The organism is Lentzea sokolovensis, assembly GCF_033949975.1.
GTDB lineage: Bacteria > Actinomycetota > Actinomycetes > Mycobacteriales > Pseudonocardiaceae > Lentzea > Lentzea sokolovensis.
Map to the genome: position 1 here is coordinate 216,862 of NZ_JAXAVU010000007.1, position 19,140 is coordinate 236,001.

The following is a 19,140-nucleotide window of genomic DNA, read 5'->3' on the forward strand; positions in this document are numbered from 1 at the left end:
TGGAGTCCATGTTCGACACCAAGATCGCTGTGCTGCTGCGGGACGACCTGGCCGGCTGGCAGGCGCTGAACGTCACCGCCTTCCTCGTCAGCGGGCTGTCCGAGACGCTGCGCGGCGAGCCCTACATCGACGCCGACGACGTGCACTACCTGCCGATGTTCGGCCAGCCCGTCGTGGTCCTGCAGGGCGACCAGGAACTCCTCAAGAAGGCCCACGAACGCGCCCTGAACCGCAACCAGGCCATGACGATCTTCACCGCCGACCTGTTCGCCACCGGCAACGACGCGGACAACCGGGCGGCCGTCCGCAAGGTGCACACCCAGGACCTCGACCTGGTCGGGATCGCGGTGCACGGCCAGAAGAACGCCGTCGACAAGATCTTCAAGGGCGCCCGGATGCACCCCTGACCAAACCGAGTTCTAATGCGTGCGTGATCAAGCTGCTCCGGATGGCCGTGTTCCTGCTGGTTCTTTCGGCAGAGGTGTACCTGGTGGTCGTGCTGGGCGACAGGTTCCAGCCGGCCAACCACTTCAGCTACTTCACGGTGCTGTCGAACGTCTTCGCGGCCGTCGTGGCGCTGCTCGGCGTGTTCAACCCGGTGTCGCCGCAGATCAGGGGCGCCGCCGTGCTCTACATGGGCACGACGGGAATCGTGTACTGGCTGCTGCTGCGGGGCATCGACGTGCAGACACCCGCCTACGCGAACTGGGTGCTGCACACAGTCGTCCCGATCCTCGTGGTCTTGGAGTGGCTGCTCGCGCCGGAGAAGACCAAACGGTGGTGGATCTGGCTCTCGTTCCCACTCGCCTACCTGGTGTACACGCTGGTCAGGGGCCCGATCGTGGGCTGGTACCCCTACCCGTTCATGGATCCGCGCTCCAACGGCTACGGCGAGGTGCTCCTGAACTGCGTGTTCGTCGCGGTGGTCTTCGGCGTGCTGGCCTTCGTGATCTCCTGGGCCGGAAACAAATTGGCCCAGAAACGCAGCCTGTCGATGTCCCACAGCCAGGGCCAATAACCGTCCTACGGTCTAGGACATGACCAGGCGACTCGCGTACGCACAGCTGACGAACTCGATCGGGGACGGCGGATTCCTCGTCGTCTCCGCCCTCTACTTCACGCAGGTCGTCGGCCTGAGCGCGGCGCGGGTCGGCCTCGCGCTGACCCTCGCGTGGGGCGTCGGAGCCGTCGCGGGCGTGGCGCTGGGACATCTCGCCGACCGCCTGGGCCCGCGCACCACCGCCGTCGTGCTCGCCGCGGCCACGGCCACGAGCATCGCGATCCTGCTCCTCACCCGGAACTTCGCCGCGTTCGTGCTGGTCATGTGCCTGTACGCGAGTTTCCAGAGCGGTCTGCAGGCGTCCAGACAGGCACTGCTCGCGGGCCTCACCACCCCGGAGGAACGCACCCGTGCCCGTGCGCGGATCCAGTCCACGGCCAACGCGGGCATCGCGATCGGCGCGGCGGCGGGCGGGTTCGCGCTGCACCTGGGCACCGAGGCCGCCTACACGGCCGTGTTCGTGCTCGACGTGCTCGCGTTCGTCGTCGCGGCGGTGGTGCTGAGCACGCTGCCGGAGACCGTGATGACCAGGGCGAAGGGCAAGTTCGACGTCCTCAAGGACCGCCCGTACGCCCTGATCACGCTGATCAACGCCGTGATGCTGCTCTACATGCCGCTGCTGAGCCTGATCATCCCGCTGTGGATCGTGCAGCGCACCGAGGCGCCGACCTGGCTCGCGGCCGCGTTGCTGGTGCTCAACACCGCGGCCGTCGTGCTCTTCCAGGTCCGGATCGCCCGGCGCGCCACCGGTCTCGGTGAGGCCTCGAAGCTCGTGAAGCACTCCGGGCTGATCATGTTCGCGTCCTGCGCGGTCTTCGCCACCACGGCGTTCAGCTTCGGCGCCTGGCCGGTGGCGGCACTGCTGATCGCCGCGGCCGGGTTGCAGGTCCTCGGCGAGATGATGCTCGCCTCCGGCGCGTGGGAGATCAGCTTCGCCCTCGCGCCCGCCGACCGGCAGGGCCAGTACCAGGGCTTCTTCGCGACCGGAACGGCTGTCGCGCGCATGGTCGGCCCCGCCCTGCTCACCACCGTCGTGCTCGGCTGGGGAGCACTCGGGTGGCTCGCGGTCGGCGGGCTGTTCGTAGTGGCGGGTTACGCGATGGGACCGGCGGTGCGCTGGGCCCGCGAGAAGAACTCCACGAGTTCCGGCGCCATGACCGACGACTTGTACATGTGCGTCTGACCGGGCAGCGTCCGGTACTCCGTGTCCGCCCCGAGCACTTCCGAGACGTTCTTCATCGCGTTGCGGAGGTACTCGGGGCTCTTGCCGCCGTCCATCGCGAGGGTCGGCACCTTCACCCTCCAGCGGTCCGTCGGCAGCTTCGAGCCGCGGCCGTCGTCGCCGAGGATCGTCAGGTCCCACGGCAGCGTGTGCGCGACCGGCTTGAGCTTCTTCCACACCGGGGTCAGCTTCATGATCGCGAGGCCGAAGGCGGGCACGCCCACCATCTTCATGAACGTCGAGAGCATGCCCGAGCGGTCGCCGCGAGCCAGCATGTCGTTCATCTGCCGCACGATGTCCGCCGGCCGCGGCTTGTACGTGTCGTCCACGACGAACGGCGCCTCGTAGATGGCGAGCCGTGAGATGCCCGGCAGTCGTGACGCCGCTTCGAGAGCCAGCACCGCGCCCGACGAGACACCGAAGACGAACGCCGAACCGCCAGCTTCCTTGATCACGGCGTCGATGTCCTCGACCTCGCGCTCCACCGACCACGGCGTCGCGCCGTCACCGGTCTCGCCGCGGCCGCGCCGGTCGTAGGTGTGGACGGTGAAGTTCTTGTCCAGCACCGACGCCAGTTCGGTGGTCGGGCCGAACATGCGGTGACACATCGCGCCGTCCACGATGATCAGCGCCGGCCCGGAACCGGTGATCGAGTAGGCGACCTCGGTGCCGTCGGCGGAAGTCGTGAAGCGCGTCATTTCTGCTCTCCCAAGGTGGTGTCGAGGAAGTCCTGCCAGTCCTGTTCGGACTCGTCGCCCTCGAAGACGTTGTGCGCGGCGATGACCGGACCGAAGAACCCGCGCATGAACCGGTACATGCCCTTGTCGGTGCGCAGCGCGAGGGTGTGGGCGTTGCGGTGGAACTCGACGGCGTCCGGGAGCTTCCCGGCCAGCGCCGCGTCGAGCTTCTTCCAGGCCTCGTCCCAGTCCGCGACCATCGGCCCGAAGACCGTGAGCGGACGGGCCGTGCGGCCGGGGAAGTGCGTCAGGTACTCGAGCAGCGTGCGCCGGAACAGCGCGCCGCCCAGCGTCATCGCCTCGAACTCGTCGGCCCAGTCGTCGCCCGGCAGGAAGCCGCTCGTCACCATCCGCAGCACGGTGCTGCTGTGCTCGCGGCCCTCGACGAGGAACTCGTAGGCGATGAACCGGCCGTCGGGCGCCTTGCCGCTGTCGTACGCGAAATGGCGCCCCGGTTCCGCCGCGGTGACCTCGCTCGTCGGCTCGTACCCGCCGAAGGCCATCTTGACCTGGCCGTTCGCGACCTCGTTGCGGCCCATGAACCACGAGTCGATGCCCGGCCCCGTCGCAATGGCCGTCCAGACGTCCTCGACCGACGCCGGCACCTCGATCTCGTCGGTGCTCGTGAACTCGTGGCCCATCGGTTCTCCCTGTGCTGGCTTCGTGGATGGTCTCATCCTGCTCCCGACGATTCTCTTCGTCAAGACAGTGCGACTAGTCTTGACAAAAAAAATTGTCGGTGGTTCTGTTCTCGCCACACCGAACCTCTGGAGGAACCCGTGTCCCGCATCGCCTGTGGCGTCGTCGCCGGTCCGCTCTACCTCGTCGTCGGGTACGCCCAGGCGTTCACCCGCGAGGGCTTCGACCTCTCGCGGCACCCGTTCAGCATGCTCAGCCTCGGCTCGCTCGGCTGGATCCAGATCGCGAACTTCATCGTCAGCGGCGCGTTGTTCCTGGTCGCGGCCACCGGCATGGCGAAGCACACCAGGTGGGGAGCGAGGCTGATCGGCCTGATGGGGGCGGGCATGATGCTCGGCGGGGTGTTCGTCGCCGATCCGGCCATGGGCTTCCCCGCCGGAGCACCGGACGGCCCGCCGGCCTCGTTGTCCTGGCACGGCGCTCTGCACGCGGTCGCGTTCGGGCTCGCGATGATCGGCTGGATCGGGGCGTGCTTCGTGTTCGCGCGTAGGCTCGGAGGATGGCTGGCGGTGATGAGCGGCCTGACGGGCGTGCTCCTGGTGGTGCCGATGGCGTTCCTGGGCAACCCCGGCGGGACGGTGCTGCTCTACGTGGTCGCGACGATCGGCTGGGTCTGGACCTCGCTCGTGTCCCTGAGGCTGAACCGGCCTGCCTTCTCGAGCTGATCTGCCCGGAGTGCGGGCGCGTCACCACCGATGTGCACGCGCCCGGCTGTGCCGCCTGTCAGACCAGCTGATGAGCGTGCATCTTGCTGATGTCGTAGGAGACTCCGCAGAACGTGCACTGCAACCCGTACCTGCTGCTGATCGTGAACAGCGGGATGAAGAAGATCGTCGGCTTCGTGTAGCGGCGGAACAGGTTGTGCGCCGACTGGTGGTGGCAGTGCCCGCACACCAGCGTCAGCATGCGCAGCTGCTCGATCGTCGTGCGCCAGCCGAAAATGACCATCTGCTCTCCTCGTCCCGGATGTCCTTCTGACGTCTGAGGTCCCCTCTGAGTTGCAGTGGGCCCGCGGAATTCAGAAGGTGGACAGGTGGACACCCTGCTGCGGCCCTGGACCCCCGACGACGCGCCGATCATCCTGGCCGCTTCCGTCGAGCCGATGATGGACCGTCAGTTCACCGCCCAGATCGACTCGCTGGCCGCCGCCGAGGAGTGGATCGCGCTGCTCGCGTCCCACCGCACCGACGACACCGCGTACGCGTTCGCCGTGCTGCACGAGGGCGTGCCGGTGGGCAACGTCGCCGTGTCGAGCGTCGAGCGCCGTCACCTGACCGGGTGGGTCTCCTACTGGATGCGGGAGGAGGCGCGGGGCAAGGGGCTGGCGACCAGGGCCTGCCGCGCGGTCAGCGAGTTCGCCTTCTCCGAGCTCGGCCTGTTCCGCCTGGAGATCGCGCATCGCCTGGACAATCCCGCTTCCTGCCGGGTCGCGACGGGCGCCGGCTACGCGGTGGAAGGCGTCGAGCGGGCCCGGTTGCTCTACGACGGAGTCCGCTACGACACCGAGACCCACGCGCGGCTCGCCACGGACTGAGGTTCACACCGCAGTTCGGCGGGTAGCCCGAAGTGCATGAGCGGACTGCAGGACGAGCTGCTGCGGACGTTGGTCAAGGTCGCCAACGCTTTACGTGGCGCGGAGATCCCCTTCGCGCTGACGGGTGGTTGCGCGGGCTATGCGCGGGGCGGGCCGGCGAGCGAGCACGACGTGGATCTTCTGGTGCGCCCGGAGGACGCCACCGAGGCCGTGCGCGTGCTGGTGAAGCGCGGGCTTCGCGCCGCGGAGCCGCCGGAGGACTGGCTGCTCAAGGTCTACGACGGGGATTCGTTGGTGGACCTGCTCTTCCGGCCGAACGAACGCCTCGTCACCGACGAGATCCTCGCGATGGCCGAGGAGATGCCGGTCGGTTCGGTGATGCTGCCGGTCATGCCGGCGACGTTCGTGCTGAGCAGCAAGCTGCTCGTGCTGGACGGGCACCGCTGCGACTTCAGCGAACTGCTGCCGTTCGCCCGCGCGCTGCGAGAACAGATCGACTGGGAGCAGGTGCGCGAGGAGACCAAGGACTCTCCTTACGCGGAAGCGTTCCTGGTCCTCATCGAACGCCTGGACATCATCGGGAGTGACCATGAGTTCCGAGCAGTACCTGGCAGCAAATCTGCGTAGGGCGGTGGCCGAGGACCCGCGCACGGCCGAGCTCGGCGTGCGCGTCACCGTGCGCGGTGATCACGTGATGCTCTCCGGCGACGTGGCGTGCGCGGACCGCCGTGCCGCGCTGGAAGAGGTCCTGCACGAGGCCGCCCCCGAACTGACGATCTTCAACGACGTGCGCGTGACACCTGCGGGCGAACCGGAGGGTGAGGAGGACCTGCGATGATCCGAGTCGCTGCGGTCGGGGACATCCACCTCGGCGAGGACATGCGCGGGCATCTCCGACCGGCGTTGGAGAAGGTCGGCGAGCACGCCGACGTCCTGCTGCTGGCCGGTGACCTGACGCGGCACGGCACGGTCGTCGAGGCCTCCGTCGTCGCGGACGAGTTCGCGGACCTGCCGGTGCCCGTCGTCGCGGTCCTGGGCAACCACGACCACCACGACGACAAACCGCTCGAAGTCACGAAGACTTTGCAGGACAAGGGCATCCACGTGCTGGAGGGCACGACGTTCACCCATCGGGCGAACGGCTGCTCGATCGGCATCGCGGGCGTGAAGGGGTTCGGCGGCGGGTTCGCGGGCAAGTGCGGCAGCGCGTTCGGCGAGCGCGAGATGAAGGCGTTCATCCAGCACACCTGCGAGATCGCGGAGAACCTGCAGGGCGCACTGTCCGAACTGGACACCGACATCAAGGTCGCGTTGACGCACTACGCGCCGGTGCCGGACACGTTGCGCGGCGAACCGCCGGAGATCTACCCGTTCCTCGGCTCGTACCTGCTCGGCGAGGCCATCGACGCCACCGGCACGGATCTCGCCGTGCACGGCCACGCGCACTTCGGCACCGAGCAGGGCATGACGCCGGGCGGGGTGCGGGTCCGCAACGTCGCGCAGCCGATCATCCGCTCCGCCTACACGGTGTACGTGCTGGAAGGGACCTCTTCATGACCGTCGGCGACTTCGTCGTGCAGCGCCTGCGGGACTGGGGTGTCAAGCAGGTGTTCGCGTATCCCGGCGACGGCATCAACGGGATCGTGGCCGCGTTCGGCAAGGCGGACAACGACCCGAAGTTCATCCAGACCCGCCACGAGGAGATGGCCGCGTTCGCCGCCGTCGGCTTCGCGAAGTTCAGCGGTGACGTGGGTGTCTGCCTCGCGACCTCCGGACCCGGCGCGATCCACCTGCTCAACGGCCTGTACGACGCGAAGCTCGACCACGTCCCGGTCGTCGCGATCGTCGGCCAGACCGCCCGCACCGCGCTGGGTGGCAGCTATCAGCAGGAAGTCGACCTGCACTCGTTGTTCCGCGACGTCGCCTCGTACCTGGTCGACGTGACGGTGCCCGAGCAGCTGCCCAACGCGCTGGATCGGGCGATGCGCACGGCCGCAGCCGATCGCGCGCCCGCCGTGCTGATCATCCCGAACGACGTGCAGGAGCAGGAGTACGCCGCGCCCAAGTACGAGTTCAAGTACATCCCGTCGAGCCCGCCGTCCCGTCCGTCGTCGACCGTCGTGCCCGCTGATGACGAGGTGCAGCGCGCCGCCGAGGTGCTGAACAGCGGCGAGAAGGTCGCGATCCTGATCGGCCAGGGTGCGCGCGGAGCGTCCGACGAGGTGCGCGCGACCGCGGAGGTGCTGGGCGCCGGCGTCGCGAAGGCGTTGCTGGGCAAGGACGTGCTGCCCGACGACCTGCCGTACGTGACCGGATCGATCGGGCTGCTCGGCACCCGGCCGTCGTACGAGATGATGCGCGACTGCGACCGGTTGCTGATCATCGGATCGAACTTCCCGTACTCCCAGTTCCTGCCGAAGTTCGGGTCCGCCCGAGGCGTGCAGATCGACCTCGACGGCCGGGCGATCGGCATGCGCTACCCGACCGAGGTCAACCTCGTCGGTGACGCGGGAGCGACTTTGCGCGCGCTGATCCCGTTGCTGGAGCGCAAGGAAGACCGCTCGTGGCGGGAGACGATCGAGGCGAACGTCGAGCGCTGGTGGGAGGTCGTGGAACGGCAGGCGCAGGTGCCCGCCGACCCCGTCAACCCGATGCGGATCGTCTCCGAGCTCTCGAAACGGCTGCCGCACAACGCGATCGTCACCGCGGACTCGGGTTCGGCGACCAACTGGTACGCGCGGCTGCTCAAGATCCGGGGCAACGTGCGGTCCTCGCTGTCCGGCACGCTGGCCACGATGGGCTGCGCGGTCCCGTACGCGCTGGGCGCCTCCTTCGCGCAGCCGGACCGGCCGTTGATCGCGTTGGTCGGCGACGGCGCGATGCAGATGAACGGCATGGCGGAGTTGCTGACCCTGCGGCGATACGGCATCCGTTGCGTCGTCTGCGTGTTCCACAACAACGACCTCAACCAGGTCACGTGGGAGCTGCGCGCGATGGGCGGTGCGCCGAAGTTCGAGGAGTCGCAGACACTTCCGGACATCTCGTACGCCGCCTTCGCCCGGTCGATCGGCCTGCAGGGCATCGAGGTCAACGACCCGGCGCAGCTCAGCACGGCGTGGGAGACGGCGCTCGCGTTCGACGGCTCGACCGTGCTCGACGTGCGCTGCGACCCGAACGTGCCGCCGATCCCGCCGCACGCGACGTTCGAGCAGATCAAGGACATGACCGAGGCCGTGCTGCGCGGCGACCCCGACGCGTGGGACCTGATGACGCGCGGCCTCAAGACCAAGATCCAGGAGTTGCTGCCGTGATCACGGGCTATTTCCTTTCCTCAGAAGAACACGGACCACGCGACCTGGTCCGCAACGCTCGAATGGCGCAGGAGCACGGCTTCGAGGCGCTGTGGATCTCCGACCACTTCCACCCTTGGAACGACGAACAGGGCCAGTCCCCGTTCGTCTGGGGCACGATCGGCGCGCTGTCCGAGGCCGTCACGTTGCCGATCACCACGGCCGTGACGTGCCCGATCGTCCGAATCCACCCGGCCGTCATCGCGCAGGCCGCCGCCACCGCGGCCGTGCAGACCGAAGGCCGTTTCGTGCTCGGCGTCGGCAGCGGCGAGGCGCTGAACGAACACGTCCTGGGCGACCGCTGGCCGTCCGCCGACGTGCGGCTCGAGATGCTGGAGGAGGCGATCGGCCTCATTCGCACGCTGCACCAGGGCGACGAGGTCACCCACCACGGCAAGCACTACACCGTCGAGAACGCCCGTCTCTACACCGTGCCCGAACGGCCGGTGCCGATCTACGTCTCGGCGTTCGGCCCCAAGGCGGTGCGGCTCGCGGCACGCTGCGGCGACGGCTACGTGTGCGTCGGCCCGGCCGGCGATCTGGTGAAGCAGTATCGCGCCGAGGGCGGCCGTGGGCCGGCGCAGAGCGGGCTCAAGGTCTGCTACGCCGCGTCCGAAGAGGACGCGGTCGCCACCGCGCATCGGTTGTGGCCCAACGACGGCCTGCCCGGCGAACTGGCCCAGGTGCTGCCGACGCCGAAGCACTTCGAGCAGGCCTCGGAACTGGTCACGCCCGAGATGATCGCGAAGGCGATCCCGTGCGGCCCGGACCCCGAGAAGTACGCGGAGAAGGTCAGGGAGTTCGCCGAGGCCGGGTTCGACGAGGTCTACGTGCAGCAGATCGGGCCGAACCAGCAGGAGTTCTTCGAGTTCTGGGCCAAGGAAGTCGTGCCCCTGCTCGACGTGTGACGGGCTAGGATCGCGGCATGACCACCAGAAAGGGCCATGCCGCGTAGGCGCCCCGTCCGCGAGCAGCGGACCAGTCAGCCAGTTCCTCAGGTGGCCCGGCTTTCCGCCGCGGCGACCAACGCGATAGCCGCGTTCGAGCGCGACAACTTCCATCCCGGTGCGGTCGCCAGATCCTTCGCCACCTGGTCCCGGTTCGTGCACGGCCCGGCCCGTGCGATCGTCGGCTACCAGCCTGACGACTGCGGCTGCATGGGGTGCGAATGGGGTGATCCGGTCACCTCACGAGGAGTCCTGGCGGAGGCCCTGCGCGTCCTGCCGGGCAGATCGGCCCGTGAGTTGCGCGCACTCGTCCGGCCGCTCGACGAGCTCTACCTCGCCCGCTCGCTCCCCGTTCCCGAACACGCCCACATCCGTGCGTTGCTCAACGCGTGAAAGCGCGGCGGGACACGAAGTCCCGCCGCGCTCTGCAAGGCAGCGCGACCACCTTCTCGGGCCGTCGCCGCCGCCTCAGGCGAGGATCTCGCCGACCGTGCCGGCACCCACGGTCTTGCCGCCCTCGCGAATCGCGAAGCCCAGCCCGGTGTCCATCGCCACCGCCTTGCCCAGCTCCACCGTGACCTCGACGGTGTCACCTGGCAGGGCCAGCGTCCTGTCGAGCTCCACCACGCCGACGACGTCGCCGGTGCGGAAGTGGAACTGCGGGCGGTAGTTCGACGCGATGCCCGTGTGCCTGCCGCCCTCGGCGTGCGAGAGCAGGTACACGGTCGCGCGGAACCGGGTGTGCGGCGCGACGCTGCCCGGCAGGGCCAGGACCTGGCCGCGCCGGACGTCGCCGCGCTTCACCCCGCGCAGCAGGATCGCGGCGTTGTCTCCCGCCTGGGCCTGCTGCATGGGCTTGCCGAACGTCTCGATGCCGGTGGCCACGGACGACACGGCGTCGCCGAGACCGAGCACCTCGACCTGGTCGCCGAGGCCGAGCACGCCGCGTTCCACCGCGCCGGTCACGACGGTGCCGCGGCCGGTGATGGTCAGGACGTTCTCGATCGGCATCAGGAACGGACCGGAGATGTCCCGTTCCGGCACCGGCACGTGCGAGTCCACGGCGTCGAGCAACGACACCACCGACTGCACCCACTCGGGGTCGCCCTGCAGCGCGCGCAGGCCGGACACCCGCACGACCGGTGTGGCGTCGCCGTCGAAGCCGTACTGGGAGAGCAGGTCGCGGATCTCCAGCTCCACCAGGTCGAGCAGCTCCGGGTCGCTCACCGCGTCGGCCTTGTTCAGCGCCACCACCACGTACGGCACGCCCACGCGGTGCGCGAGCACCACGTGCTCGCGCGTCTGCGGCATCGTGCCGTCCTCCGCGGACACCACGAGGATCGCGCCGTCCAGCTGCGCCGCCCCCGTGATCATGTTCTTCACGTAGTCGGCGTGGCCGGGCATGTCGACGTGCGCGTAGTGACGCGTCGGCGTCTCGTACTCGACGTGCGCGATGTTGATCGTGATGCCGCGGGCCAGCTCCTCCGGCGCCCGGTCGATCCGGTCGAACGCCGTGAAGGTCGTGCCCGAAGGGTCCTTTTCGGACAGAACTTTGGTGATGGCCGCGGTCAGCGTGGTCTTGCCGTGGTCGACGTGCCCCATGGTGCCGATGTTGAGGTGCGGCTTGGCGCGCACGAACTCTTGCTTCATTGCCCTGTGTCCCTGGGATGTGCAGCTGGAGGTTCAGAACCGATGGACCGCTACAACCCTCCTCCAGTGGTCCTGAAGGATGGACTGGAGAAGGGTCAGAGTCGGGCGCCGGCCAGCTGTGCCAGGACAACGGCGAGCGCGTCCGCAGGAACACCTGCGTACGTGTTGTGCTCAGCCGTCAGGAACATGCGTCGATGGTGACAGGCGGGCTAATTCGTTGTCACCTGGTTTTTCGCGAGCCCGATCAACGCCCGCGCGGCCGGGCTGTGCGGACCCTCCGCGCGCCACGCGAAGGCGAGCCTGCTGTGCGGCACGGGATCGGTGATCCGCACGGCGTGCAGATCCCCCACCATCGACGCCGCCAGGATCGCCGGACCGAGCCCGCGCTGCGCCAGCGTGATCACCATCGGCGGTGCGGAGGCCTCGAACGCGATCCGCGGCCGGCGCGATCCGCAGGCGGCGTCCAGCGCGCCGCGCAACCCCGTCCCCGGCGGCAGGCTGATCAACCCGCGCTCCAGCAGCTCGTCCAGCGGCACGGACTCCCTGCCGTGCCAGGGATCCGACGCGGAGACCGCGGCCACGAGCGGTTCGTCGGCCAGCACCCGGACCGACAACCCCTCCGGCTCCGGTCCCGCGTACCCGACGAGGGCGAAGTCCAGCCGACCGTCCACGAGGGACGAGATCAGCGTGTCGGAGTTGGCTTCCGACAACGTGATCTCGACGGCGGGGAACGACGAGTGGAACGCCGACAGCAGCTCGGGCAGGTCCATGATCCCGCAGGACACGACCATCCCGACGCGCACGGCGCCTCGCACCAATCCGGCCATCTCCTCCACGGTTCGCCGCGCCGCCTCCACCGACCCCAGCGCCGCCCGTGCCAACGGCAGGACCGCCGCACCGACGTCGGTCAGCGTCACGGTGCGCCCCGACCGGTCCAGCAGGTCGTGCCCGAGCTCCCGCTCCAGCCGCCGGATCTGCGCGCTGACCCCGGGCTGCGCGACGTGCGCCCGTTCCGCCGCCCGCGTGAACGAGCCCGACTCCACGACCGCGACGAAGTACTCCAGCTGCCGAAGCTCCATAACCAATGATTATAGAAAGCAGCACAACTAGATCTTGGACTTATGAGACCAGGCCAGCAACCCTGGAGACATGGAGATTTTCTACCCGGGAGACACCGGCTACGACGAGGAACGCAGCGGTTTCCAGACCGGACTCCGCCACGAACCACAGGTGATCTTCGCCGTGGAGAACGCACAGGACGTCGAAGAAGCCGTCGGTCACGCCAAGACTCACGGCCACGAGTACGCGATCCAGAGCACCGGCCACGGCCTGACCACGGCCACGACCGGCGTCCTGATCTCCACCAGGCGCATGAACAACGTCGAGATCGACGTCGAGACCAAGACCGCCAGGGCCGAGGCGGGCGCGGTGTGGCAGCAGGTGATCGAGCAGGCCGCCCCGCACGGCCTCGCCCCGCTCAGCGGCGACGCGAGCGACGTCGGTGTCGTCGGCTACACCCTCGGTGGCGGATTCAGCGTGCTGGCCAGGGAGTTCGGCTTCGCGAGCGAGCGCGTCCGCCAGACCGGCAGGGTGGGCGACGTCGTCACCGCGCTGGAGTTCGAACTCCTGCCGATCGACGAGGTCCACGCGGGCGAGATGTTCTTCGAGGCCCAGCACGCACCCGAGGTGTTCGAGGCGTTCCACGGCTGGGACCTGCCGGATCACGTCACCCCGGCGCTCACCACCCTCGGTGACGTCGTGCGCATCACCTTCGCGAGCACGAAGCCGTTCGACGTCAACCATCTCCGCGTCGCGCCCACGGTGAAGGAGGAGTTCAGCGCGAAGCCGTTCGCGCAGGCCGCCGGAAAACCACTGCCGCCGCACACCTACCAGGGCGACAACGTCCTGCTGAGCGACCTGCCACTGGAAGCGCTGCACAACGCCAGGGAGGCCGCCGCGCACTCCAGTGCCGAGATCTTCTTCGGGGTGCTGCCGCTGGGAGGAGCTCTCAACACCGAGGCCACTCACCTCATCAAGCTCATCTCGCCCCAGTTGGGCGTCGAGAAGCAGCACGAAGAGGTGTTCGACCAGGTGCGACCGTTCGTGGTCGGACGGTCGCGGAATTTCCGTTACGCCGTAGGCTGACCTGTATGACCAGTGTGGTTCTCGTGGAGGACCACGACATGGTGGCCGAGGCGATCGGGCAGGCTCTGGAACGGGCCGGGTTCACCGTGATCGCCCGTGCGTCCAGTGTCGCCACTGCTCTCGCGGAAATAGTCCGCGGGAGGCCCGACGTCGTCCTCCTCGACCGCAGACTGCCCGACGGCGACGGCACCGCGCTGATCCCTGAGTTCGTCAGGGCCGGCGCCAAGGTGCTGGTGCTGACCGGCGAGGCGACGGCGTCGGTCGCCGCGCGCGTCGCCGAGGCCGGTGGCGCGGGGCTGATCCTCAAGTCGGCACGGCTGGACGACCTGGTCGAGGCCGTGCGCATGGTCGCGGCGGGCGAGGTCGTGTTCGACTCGCGGCTGCTCGCGGGCGTGCTCGACCGGCTGACCGGCAGGGTCAAGACCGCCGGTGCCTCGCTCACCGCGCGCGAGCAGGAGACGTTGTTGCTGCTCGCGGACGGCGTGGGCACCGACCAGATCTCGACCAGGCTCGGCGTCGCCCGCAACACCGCGCGCAACCACGTGCAGCGCGTTCTCGACAAGCTCGGCGCGCGCTCGCAGCTCGAAGCCGTGTCGATCGCCCGCCGCGAGGGCCTGCTCGACTGATGCACCTGCACCAGACGGCCTGATCTGTCTGCGTCTGCCCTGACCAGCGCGGTTGGTGGACCGTGATGGAGTGGTCATGAGTCCGCTCACCGAAGCCGTCTTCTCCCTCCCGGAGAACGACCGGCGCGGCGGCGTGGCACTGGCCAGGGACTTCGCCCGCCGCGCCGCGCTCGTCTGCGGCTATCGCGGCAACCACGAGGACGTCGTGCTCGTCGTCAACGAACTCGCCACCAACGCCGTCCGCCACGGCAGCGGCCGCCCCGTCGTGCGCCTCTTCGTCGGCGAGTACCAGGTGCTGGTCGAGGTCGCGGACGACGCCACCGACCACGGACCACGTGCCGGCGGCTGGGGCCTGCAACTCGTCGCGACGCTCGGCGAGAGCTGGGGTGTCACCGAACGGGCAGGTCAGAAGGTCGTCTGGTGTGAGCTGACCGCGTAGCCACCATGATGAGGCCGTGCAACCGGAAGCGTGGCGCGACAGCGATCTCTTTCGGCTGCTCGTGCAGGGGGTGCGCGACTACGCCATCTTCATGCTCGACCCCGGCGGGCACATCGTGAGCTGGAACGCCGGCGCCGAGCGCATCAAGGGCTACACCGCCGAGGAGATCATCGGACGGCACTTCTCGGCCTTCTACCCGCCGGAGGACGTCAGCTCGGGCAAGCCGGAGTGGGAGCTGCGGGTCGCGAAGGCCGACGGGGCGATCGAGGACGAGGGCTGGCGGGTGCGCAAGGACGGCACGCGCTTCTGGGCGAACGTGATCATCACGGCGCTCCACGACGACGCCGGTGAGCTGCGCGGGTTCGGCAAGGTCACCCGAGACATGACCGAGCGGCGGCGCGCCGAGCAGCAGCTCACCGACCGGCGCCGGCTGCTCACCCACCTCGTGGAGGCGCAGGAGAAGGAACGGCAGCGCATCGCGTGGGACGTCCACGACGACACCATCCAGGCCATGGTCGCCGTCGACATGAGGCTGCAGCTGCTCGCCCGCAAACTGCCGGAGGAGCACCGCGAGATGGTCGGGCAGCTCGACGGAGCGGTCCGCGCCACCATCAGCAGGCTGCGCAACCTGGTGTTCCGCGTGCGCCCTCCGGGTATCGAGCGCCAGGGTCTGCGCGACTCGCTGGCCGCCTACCTCGCCGACACCTCCATGGTCGGGGAGATCCGGTACGGGCTCGAACGCGAGCCGGGCGACGACGCGGCCATCACGATCTTCCGCATCTGCCAGGAGGCGCTGACCAACGTCCGCAAGCACGCGCGTGCGTCGCTCACCGTCCTCGACCTGTCCACTGTGGACCGGGGATTCCTGGTCCGGGTGATGGACGACGGCGTCGGGATCCCCGGCCTCGACCAGAACACGAGTCACTTCGGCCTGATCGAGATGCGCGAACGGGCGGTGGCCATCGGTGGCTGGTGCACCGTGACGGCGCGCGAGGGCGGAGGCACTCTCGTCGAGTTCTGGCTCCCGGACGTGCGGCCGTGATCGTCCGCGTGCTGATCGCCGATGACGATCCCCTGATCAGGGACGTCCTGCGGGACGTGCTCGACGACGAGCCGGACCTGGAGGTCGTGGCGGTCGCCGCCGACGCCCGCGAGGCCGTCGAACTGGCCGAACGGCACGCGCCGGCGGTGGTCGTGCTCGACGTGCGGATGCCGTTCGGCGGTGGCTCGCACGCGGCGTCCGAGATCCTGCAGCGTGCGCCCGGAACGCGGATCCTGGCGTTCTCCGCCTACACCGACCCCGGCGCCGTCGACGAGATGCGCCGGGCGGGCGTCACGGACTACCTGGCGAAGGGTGTGCGCAACACCGAACTGGTCGCCGCCGTCCGGAGGTTGGGGGGACGATAGGTTGTGATGGGGAAGCAACGGCCGTAACGTCGGGGCGATAGCCGGGTTCAGCAGCGTGCTCGGAGTCCGAGTCTCGTGCGCCTTCGGCCACCGGGGAGTGCTGGTGAACGAAGAAGAGTTCAAGGAATCGCCGCTGCTCACGGTCCGTGTCGCGACTGTCGCCGGGATCGCGGTCATCGCGGTGGAAGGCGAGATCGACGTCGACACGGCCGACGAGGTGCTGGACGCGGTGCGTCGCGCCTTCGAGAGCGCAGGGCCCGCGCTGATCGCCGACCTGACGGAGGTCAGCTTCTTCGGCTCGACCGGCATCTCAACGCTGATCTCGGCCCATGAGCACGCCGACGAGCTGGGCAAGAAACTGCACGTCGTCGCGCCGCAGCGGGCCGTGAGACGACCGTTGCAGGTCACGGGGGTGGCCGACGTCCTCGCGCTGCACGACTCCGTCGAGGAGGCGTTGTCGGCGCTGAAACCGGTGCCCAGCGAGTAGGCACCGGTCCGCACGTCGTCAGCCGGCCAGTTCGGCCAGCTTCGGTACCACGTCGCCGGGGTGCGGCATGGCCGCGATCTCCGCGGCGATGGCGGCGTTCGCGGCCTGTACCTCGTTGTCCTTCAACAACTTTCGTGCGGTCTCGTGCACGGCGTCCGCTGTGAAGTCCTCGCCGACGAGACGGCCGCCCAGCCGGGTGTCCTCGACGATCTCGGCGTTGCGGAACTGGTCGGCTCCCTGCGGCAGCACCAGCTGCGGCAGGCCGTGCGTCATCGCGGCGACCGTGGTGCCGGCACCGCCGTGGTGCACGACGAGATCTGCGTGCGCGAGCAGATCCGCCTGAGGCACCCACGGGAGCACGTGCACGTTGCCCGGCACGTCGGTCAGCACGGACGGATCGACCTGCGGCCCGGTCGCGACCAGCACCTCGGCGTCCACGCCCGAGAGCCCGGCGATCGCGGTCCGCAGCACGTCCGGGTTCGAGAACGCGGTGCCGAACGTCAGGTAGACGAGCGGCCTTTCGTGCGCCACGACCCAATCGGGCAATTCGCCCGGCTCGGCGAACGGAACAGGACGCATCGGAATTCGATCCACGTCCGCAAGAAAGTCCAGGTTCTGCAAAGACGGCGGGAAGACGTCCAGATAAGTCGATCCGAGTCCGTAATGCTGCCCATCGGGCAACGTGATACCGAGTTCGGTGACGTACTCCAGAAGGAGGCCGCTCATTGCCTCCGGAATGAGGGATTCGTCCATCTTGCCGAATCCGTGGCACACCGTCGGAATCCCGGCGCGCATGGCGGCGAGGCCCGCGCCGGGGTTGATCAGCTCGAAGACGACCAGGTCTGGTTTGTCCCGTTCGAGCACCGGCTCCAGATCGTTCACGAAGGCCCTGGGCAGCACGGACCCGAACGCGTCGACGGCCGTCTGGCGCAACATGTCACGCCGGAACTCGCCCGTGCCGTGCAGCTCGTTGGCCTGGCGGAACGCCTCCCAGATGCTGATGCCCGCGTCGACCACCGTGAACCCCAGCTTTTCCACGGTCGCGTGGAATCCGGAGTCGACGGCGTAGAGAACGTCATGTCCTTGCGCTCGCGCGGCGATCGCGAGCGGAAGTATCGGGTAAACGTGTCCGTGTGAGCCTAGGCTCGAGAAGAGAATGCGCACCCGGCCAGATTAGGTGCTGTTCTATTGTTCCGGGAGTCGATCCCGCGAATCGTGACCCCGATGCCAGAGACTTTCCCACCGCCGGGCTACCTGGGCGGGCGACGGCATCGCCGCGATCTCGGCCCGCACCTCGCCCGCGGCCCGCTGCAGCTTCGAGTCCTCGATGAGCCGGGTGAGCAGCTCCGGCGTGATCTCCCGCGGCTCCGCCCGCAGCCCGGCCCCGCGCCCGGTGATCGCGGTCGCGTGCACGGTCCGGTCGCCCGGCCCTGGCTCGACGAGCTGCGGCACTCCCGCCGCGAGCGCGCCGAGCAGCGTCCCCGCGCCGCCGTGGTGCACGATCCCGTCGCAGAACGGCAGCACGCGCGGAATCGGCACCCACCCGACCGTCCGGACGTTGCCGGGCAGACTCTCGGTGCGTTCCGGGCGCACCAGCACGAACTCGGCGTCCACCCGCTCGGCCGCCTTGACCACGGCCGCCATCATCCGCCCGGCACCAGGACCGGGCGCGGTGCTCCGGCTGACGAGGATGCGCGGCTTGCCGGACGGTTCGGCCAGCCACCGCGGCACCTCGCCGTCACCGCTGTACGGGACGAACCGCATCCGTTCACCGCCGGGAAACTCCGCGAGCGAAGGCGGCGCCGTGCGCAGAACCGTTGCGGGAGAACGAACTCCGGCCTTCATCCGCGCGCCGACCGCGGCCGTCAGCTCCAGCCCGTCGAACAGCGACACGTCGTGCACGATCGAGGGCACGCCCAGCGCGGACCCGGCAGCGGCCAGCGGTTCGTGCACCACGACGTCCGGCTTCCACGTGCGGGCAAAGGCCTGCAGCGGCGCCGTCATCGCGTCGCCGACCGTGCCGAACAGCCGTGACACGAAGTCGAGCCGGCCGCTGCCACGCAGTTCCCTCTTGGCCACCAACGGATGCGTCAGCATGATGCGCAGCGCGATAGGTCCGAAGCGGACGTTCGCCGGGACCACGTCCTCGACGCGCAGACCGGAGTCGCGCACCCGCAGCGCCTCGCCGCCCGTGGCGACCACGACCTCGTGGCCCGCCTCGCGCAGTGCCAGGGCCAGCGGCATCAACGGAAAGACGTGACCCAGCAGGGGAGCGGCGACCACGAGAACACGCATAGTTCCAGGCTACGGCTCCACCAGCCGGCGCACGGCGTCCTCGACGGTCCGCCGCCGTTCCCCGTGATCGGCGCATCCCGCGGCGGTCGACCACATCGACGCGATCGCCAGCACCAGCTGCAACACGTGCTCGGCACTGAACCGCGACGACACCAGTCCGGCCTCCTGCGCGGAACGGATCGCCTCGACTTCGGCGACCCGGCTGACGCGGCCGCGCCGCTCCAGCCGTTGCCAGGTCGCGAGACGGGCGAACTCCGGGTGCCGGTGCTGCAGGTCGTACAGCCGACCGGCGTATCCGGGCAGGTCACGGGCGTCGAACTCCACGGCGACCGCGCTCACCACCTCGGACTGCACGGCGTCGAACAGCTCGTCCTTGCCGCCGTAGTAGGTGTAGGCGAGTCCCGCGGAACACCGCGCGATGCGGGCGATGCGTTCCATCCGCGCCCCGGCGATCCCGTAGGCGGCGAACTCGACGAACGCGGCGTCCAGCAACCGGCGGCGGGTGCGTTCCCGATCGCGGCTGGGCATGAAAACAGACTAGG

General features: G+C 69.0%; 25 protein-coding genes. 17 read left to right on the forward strand and 8 right to left on the reverse strand.

Annotation, left to right across the window (positions count from 1 at the left end):
* Positions 1-8 precede the first annotated feature (8 nt).
* Genes SK854_RS13270 through SK854_RS13280 form a run of 3 tightly spaced genes read left to right on the forward strand, consistent with a single transcriptional unit; the run spans position 9 to position 2,243 of the window.
* Positions 9-407, forward strand: a complete 399-nt coding sequence (locus SK854_RS13270; RefSeq protein ID WP_319975376.1) for a DUF2000 domain-containing protein — start codon at positions 9-11, stop codon at positions 405-407.
* A gap of 23 nt (positions 408-430) precedes the next feature.
* A complete protein-coding gene (locus SK854_RS13275) occupies positions 431-1,018 on the forward strand; it encodes a Pr6Pr family membrane protein (protein ID WP_319975377.1) in 588 nt (195 codons plus the stop codon).
* Between the two features lie 19 nt (positions 1,019-1,037).
* Positions 1,038-2,243, forward strand: a complete 1,206-nt coding sequence (locus SK854_RS13280; RefSeq protein WP_319975378.1) for an MFS transporter — start codon at positions 1,038-1,040, stop codon at positions 2,241-2,243.
* Here SK854_RS13280 and SK854_RS13285 read toward each other — a convergent pair.
* Positions 2,153-2,980, reverse strand: a complete 828-nt coding sequence (locus SK854_RS13285) for an alpha/beta fold hydrolase (protein WP_319975379.1) — start codon at positions 2,978-2,980, stop codon at positions 2,153-2,155. The two genes, SK854_RS13280 and SK854_RS13285, sit on opposite strands and share 91 nt — an antisense overlap.
* Positions 2,977-3,660: an SRPBCC family protein gene (locus SK854_RS13290; RefSeq protein ID WP_319975380.1), complete on the reverse strand. Its 684-nt coding sequence runs from the start codon at positions 3,658-3,660 to the stop codon at positions 2,977-2,979. Before SK854_RS13290 ends, SK854_RS13285 begins: the two co-directional genes overlap by 4 nt.
* Before the next feature lie 138 nt (positions 3,661-3,798).
* On the opposite strand from SK854_RS13290, the gene SK854_RS13295 reads away from it, so the two are divergent.
* Entirely contained in the window at positions 3,799-4,383 is a 585-nt protein-coding gene (locus tag SK854_RS13295; protein ID WP_319975381.1) for a DUF998 domain-containing protein, read from the forward strand.
* Between the two features lie 58 nt (positions 4,384-4,441).
* Here the strand turns inward: SK854_RS13295 and SK854_RS13300 are convergent, their stop codons facing one another.
* A complete protein-coding gene (locus tag SK854_RS13300; protein WP_319966184.1) occupies positions 4,442-4,666 on the reverse strand; it encodes a zinc-ribbon domain-containing protein in 225 nt (74 codons plus the stop codon).
* Between the two features lie 85 nt (positions 4,667-4,751).
* Here SK854_RS13300 and SK854_RS13305 point away from each other — a divergent pair, with 85 nt between their 5' ends.
* From SK854_RS13305 to SK854_RS13335, 7 genes are read left to right on the forward strand one after another with little or no spacing between them, the layout of a single operon-like run.
* A complete protein-coding gene (locus SK854_RS13305) occupies positions 4,752-5,252 on the forward strand; it encodes a GNAT family N-acetyltransferase (RefSeq protein WP_319975382.1) in 501 nt (166 codons plus the stop codon).
* A 36-nt stretch (positions 5,253-5,288) separates the two neighbouring features.
* Entirely contained in the window at positions 5,289-5,879 is a 591-nt protein-coding gene (locus SK854_RS13310; RefSeq protein WP_319975383.1) for a nucleotidyltransferase family protein, read from the forward strand.
* A complete protein-coding gene (locus tag SK854_RS13315) occupies positions 5,842-6,090 on the forward strand; it encodes a BON domain-containing protein (RefSeq protein ID WP_093592439.1) in 249 nt (82 codons plus the stop codon). The genes SK854_RS13310 and SK854_RS13315 overlap by 38 nt, the downstream gene beginning before the upstream one ends.
* On the forward strand, positions 6,087-6,809 hold the full coding sequence (locus SK854_RS13320) for a metallophosphoesterase family protein (protein WP_319975384.1): 723 nt from the start codon (positions 6,087-6,089) through the stop codon (positions 6,807-6,809). Before SK854_RS13315 ends, SK854_RS13320 begins: the two co-directional genes overlap by 4 nt.
* Positions 6,806-8,563, forward strand: coding sequence for a thiamine pyrophosphate-requiring protein (locus SK854_RS13325; RefSeq protein WP_319975385.1), 1,758 nt, complete (start codon positions 6,806-6,808; stop codon positions 8,561-8,563). The genes SK854_RS13320 and SK854_RS13325 overlap by 4 nt, the downstream gene beginning before the upstream one ends.
* The gene (locus SK854_RS13330; protein ID WP_319975386.1) at positions 8,560-9,510 is read left to right on the forward strand and encodes a TIGR03557 family F420-dependent LLM class oxidoreductase; all 951 of its coding nucleotides are present in this window, start codon (positions 8,560-8,562) and stop codon (positions 9,508-9,510) included. The genes SK854_RS13325 and SK854_RS13330 overlap by 4 nt, the downstream gene beginning before the upstream one ends.
* Before the next feature lie 36 nt (positions 9,511-9,546).
* Entirely contained in the window at positions 9,547-9,942 is a 396-nt protein-coding gene (locus SK854_RS13335; protein ID WP_319975387.1) for a hypothetical protein, read from the forward strand.
* Between the two features lie 75 nt (positions 9,943-10,017).
* On the opposite strand, the gene tuf is transcribed toward SK854_RS13335, so the two are convergent.
* Complete coding sequence (gene tuf, locus SK854_RS13340; RefSeq protein WP_319975388.1) at positions 10,018-11,199, reverse strand: elongation factor Tu; 1,182 nt, start codon at positions 11,197-11,199, stop codon at positions 10,018-10,020.
* A gap of 209 nt (positions 11,200-11,408) precedes the next feature.
* Complete coding sequence (locus SK854_RS13345) at positions 11,409-12,278, reverse strand: LysR family transcriptional regulator (RefSeq protein ID WP_319975389.1); 870 nt, start codon at positions 12,276-12,278, stop codon at positions 11,409-11,411.
* Between the two features lie 70 nt (positions 12,279-12,348).
* Here SK854_RS13345 and SK854_RS13350 point away from each other — a divergent pair, with 70 nt between their 5' ends.
* The 6 genes from SK854_RS13350 (at position 12,349) to SK854_RS13375 (ending at position 16,303) form a co-directional block, all read left to right on the forward strand.
* Positions 12,349-13,344 carry an FAD-binding oxidoreductase gene (locus tag SK854_RS13350; RefSeq protein ID WP_319975390.1) on the forward strand — a complete coding sequence of 332 codons (996 nt, stop codon included), beginning with the start codon at positions 12,349-12,351 and terminating at the stop codon, positions 13,342-13,344.
* 5 nt (positions 13,345-13,349) lie between these two features.
* Positions 13,350-13,970 carry a response regulator transcription factor gene (locus SK854_RS13355; RefSeq protein ID WP_319975391.1) on the forward strand — a complete coding sequence of 207 codons (621 nt, stop codon included), beginning with the start codon at positions 13,350-13,352 and terminating at the stop codon, positions 13,968-13,970.
* Between the two features lie 76 nt (positions 13,971-14,046).
* Positions 14,047-14,409 (forward strand): ATP-binding protein, encoded by a 363-nt coding sequence (locus SK854_RS13360; protein ID WP_319975392.1) that lies wholly within the window; start codon positions 14,047-14,049, stop codon positions 14,407-14,409.
* Between the two features lie 16 nt (positions 14,410-14,425).
* A complete protein-coding gene (locus tag SK854_RS13365) occupies positions 14,426-15,451 on the forward strand; it encodes a PAS domain-containing sensor histidine kinase (protein WP_319975393.1) in 1,026 nt (341 codons plus the stop codon).
* Entirely contained in the window at positions 15,448-15,816 is a 369-nt protein-coding gene (locus SK854_RS13370; RefSeq protein WP_319975394.1) for a response regulator, read from the forward strand. The genes SK854_RS13365 and SK854_RS13370 overlap by 4 nt, the downstream gene beginning before the upstream one ends.
* 103 nt (positions 15,817-15,919) lie before the next feature.
* Positions 15,920-16,303 (forward strand): STAS domain-containing protein, encoded by a 384-nt coding sequence (locus SK854_RS13375; RefSeq protein ID WP_319975395.1) that lies wholly within the window; start codon positions 15,920-15,922, stop codon positions 16,301-16,303.
* A gap of 18 nt (positions 16,304-16,321) precedes the next feature.
* On the opposite strand, the gene SK854_RS13380 is transcribed toward SK854_RS13375, so the two are convergent.
* From SK854_RS13380 to SK854_RS13390, 3 genes are read right to left on the reverse strand one after another with little or no spacing between them, the layout of a single operon-like run.
* Positions 16,322-17,467, reverse strand: coding sequence for a glycosyltransferase (locus tag SK854_RS13380; RefSeq protein WP_406601771.1), 1,146 nt, complete (start codon positions 17,465-17,467; stop codon positions 16,322-16,324).
* Positions 17,468-17,488: 21 nt separating this feature from the next.
* The gene (locus SK854_RS13385; RefSeq protein WP_319975397.1) at positions 17,489-18,598 is read right to left on the reverse strand and encodes a nucleotide disphospho-sugar-binding domain-containing protein; all 1,110 of its coding nucleotides are present in this window, start codon (positions 18,596-18,598) and stop codon (positions 17,489-17,491) included.
* Positions 18,599-18,607: 9 nt separating this feature from the next.
* Positions 18,608-19,126, reverse strand: coding sequence for a TetR family transcriptional regulator (locus SK854_RS13390; protein ID WP_319975398.1), 519 nt, complete (start codon positions 19,124-19,126; stop codon positions 18,608-18,610).
* Positions 19,127-19,140: the final 14 nt, after the last annotated feature.

What these genes read in the sequence shown, in the direction of transcription:
- SK854_RS13360 (WP_319975392.1), top strand. Translation starts at nt 14,047, where the DNA reads ATGAGTCCGCTCACCGAAGCCGTCTTCTCCCTCCCGGAGAACGACCGG.
- SK854_RS13315 (WP_093592439.1), top strand. Translation starts at nt 5,842, where the DNA reads ATGAGTTCCGAGCAGTACCTGGCAGCAAATCTGCGTAGGGCGGTGGCC.
- SK854_RS13390 (WP_319975398.1), bottom strand. Translation starts at nt 19,126, where the DNA reads ATGCCCAGCCGCGATCGGGAACGCACCCGCCGCCGGTTGCTGGACGCC.
- SK854_RS13300 (WP_319966184.1), bottom strand. Translation starts at nt 4,666, where the DNA reads ATGGTCATTTTCGGCTGGCGCACGACGATCGAGCAGCTGCGCATGCTG.
- SK854_RS13285 (WP_319975379.1), bottom strand. Translation starts at nt 2,980, where the DNA reads ATGACGCGCTTCACGACTTCCGCCGACGGCACCGAGGTCGCCTACTCG.
- tuf (WP_319975388.1), bottom strand. Translation starts at nt 11,199, where the DNA reads ATGAAGCAAGAGTTCGTGCGCGCCAAGCCGCACCTCAACATCGGCACC.
- SK854_RS13270 (WP_319975376.1), top strand. Translation starts at nt 9, where the DNA reads ATGTTCGACACCAAGATCGCTGTGCTGCTGCGGGACGACCTGGCCGGC.
- SK854_RS13310 (WP_319975383.1), top strand. Translation starts at nt 5,289, where the DNA reads ATGAGCGGACTGCAGGACGAGCTGCTGCGGACGTTGGTCAAGGTCGCC.
- SK854_RS13335 (WP_319975387.1), top strand. Translation starts at nt 9,547, where the DNA reads ATGCCGCGTAGGCGCCCCGTCCGCGAGCAGCGGACCAGTCAGCCAGTT.
- SK854_RS13280 (WP_319975378.1), top strand. Translation starts at nt 1,038, where the DNA reads ATGACCAGGCGACTCGCGTACGCACAGCTGACGAACTCGATCGGGGAC.
- SK854_RS13325 (WP_319975385.1), top strand. Translation starts at nt 6,806, where the DNA reads ATGACCGTCGGCGACTTCGTCGTGCAGCGCCTGCGGGACTGGGGTGTC.
- SK854_RS13385 (WP_319975397.1), bottom strand. Translation starts at nt 18,598, where the DNA reads ATGCGTGTTCTCGTGGTCGCCGCTCCCCTGCTGGGTCACGTCTTTCCG.
- SK854_RS13290 (WP_319975380.1), bottom strand. Translation starts at nt 3,660, where the DNA reads ATGGGCCACGAGTTCACGAGCACCGACGAGATCGAGGTGCCGGCGTCG.
- SK854_RS13320 (WP_319975384.1), top strand. Translation starts at nt 6,087, where the DNA reads ATGATCCGAGTCGCTGCGGTCGGGGACATCCACCTCGGCGAGGACATG.
- SK854_RS13350 (WP_319975390.1), top strand. Translation starts at nt 12,349, where the DNA reads ATGGAGATTTTCTACCCGGGAGACACCGGCTACGACGAGGAACGCAGC.
- SK854_RS13345 (WP_319975389.1), bottom strand. Translation starts at nt 12,278, where the DNA reads ATGGAGCTTCGGCAGCTGGAGTACTTCGTCGCGGTCGTGGAGTCGGGC.
- SK854_RS13355 (WP_319975391.1), top strand. Translation starts at nt 13,350, where the DNA reads ATGACCAGTGTGGTTCTCGTGGAGGACCACGACATGGTGGCCGAGGCG.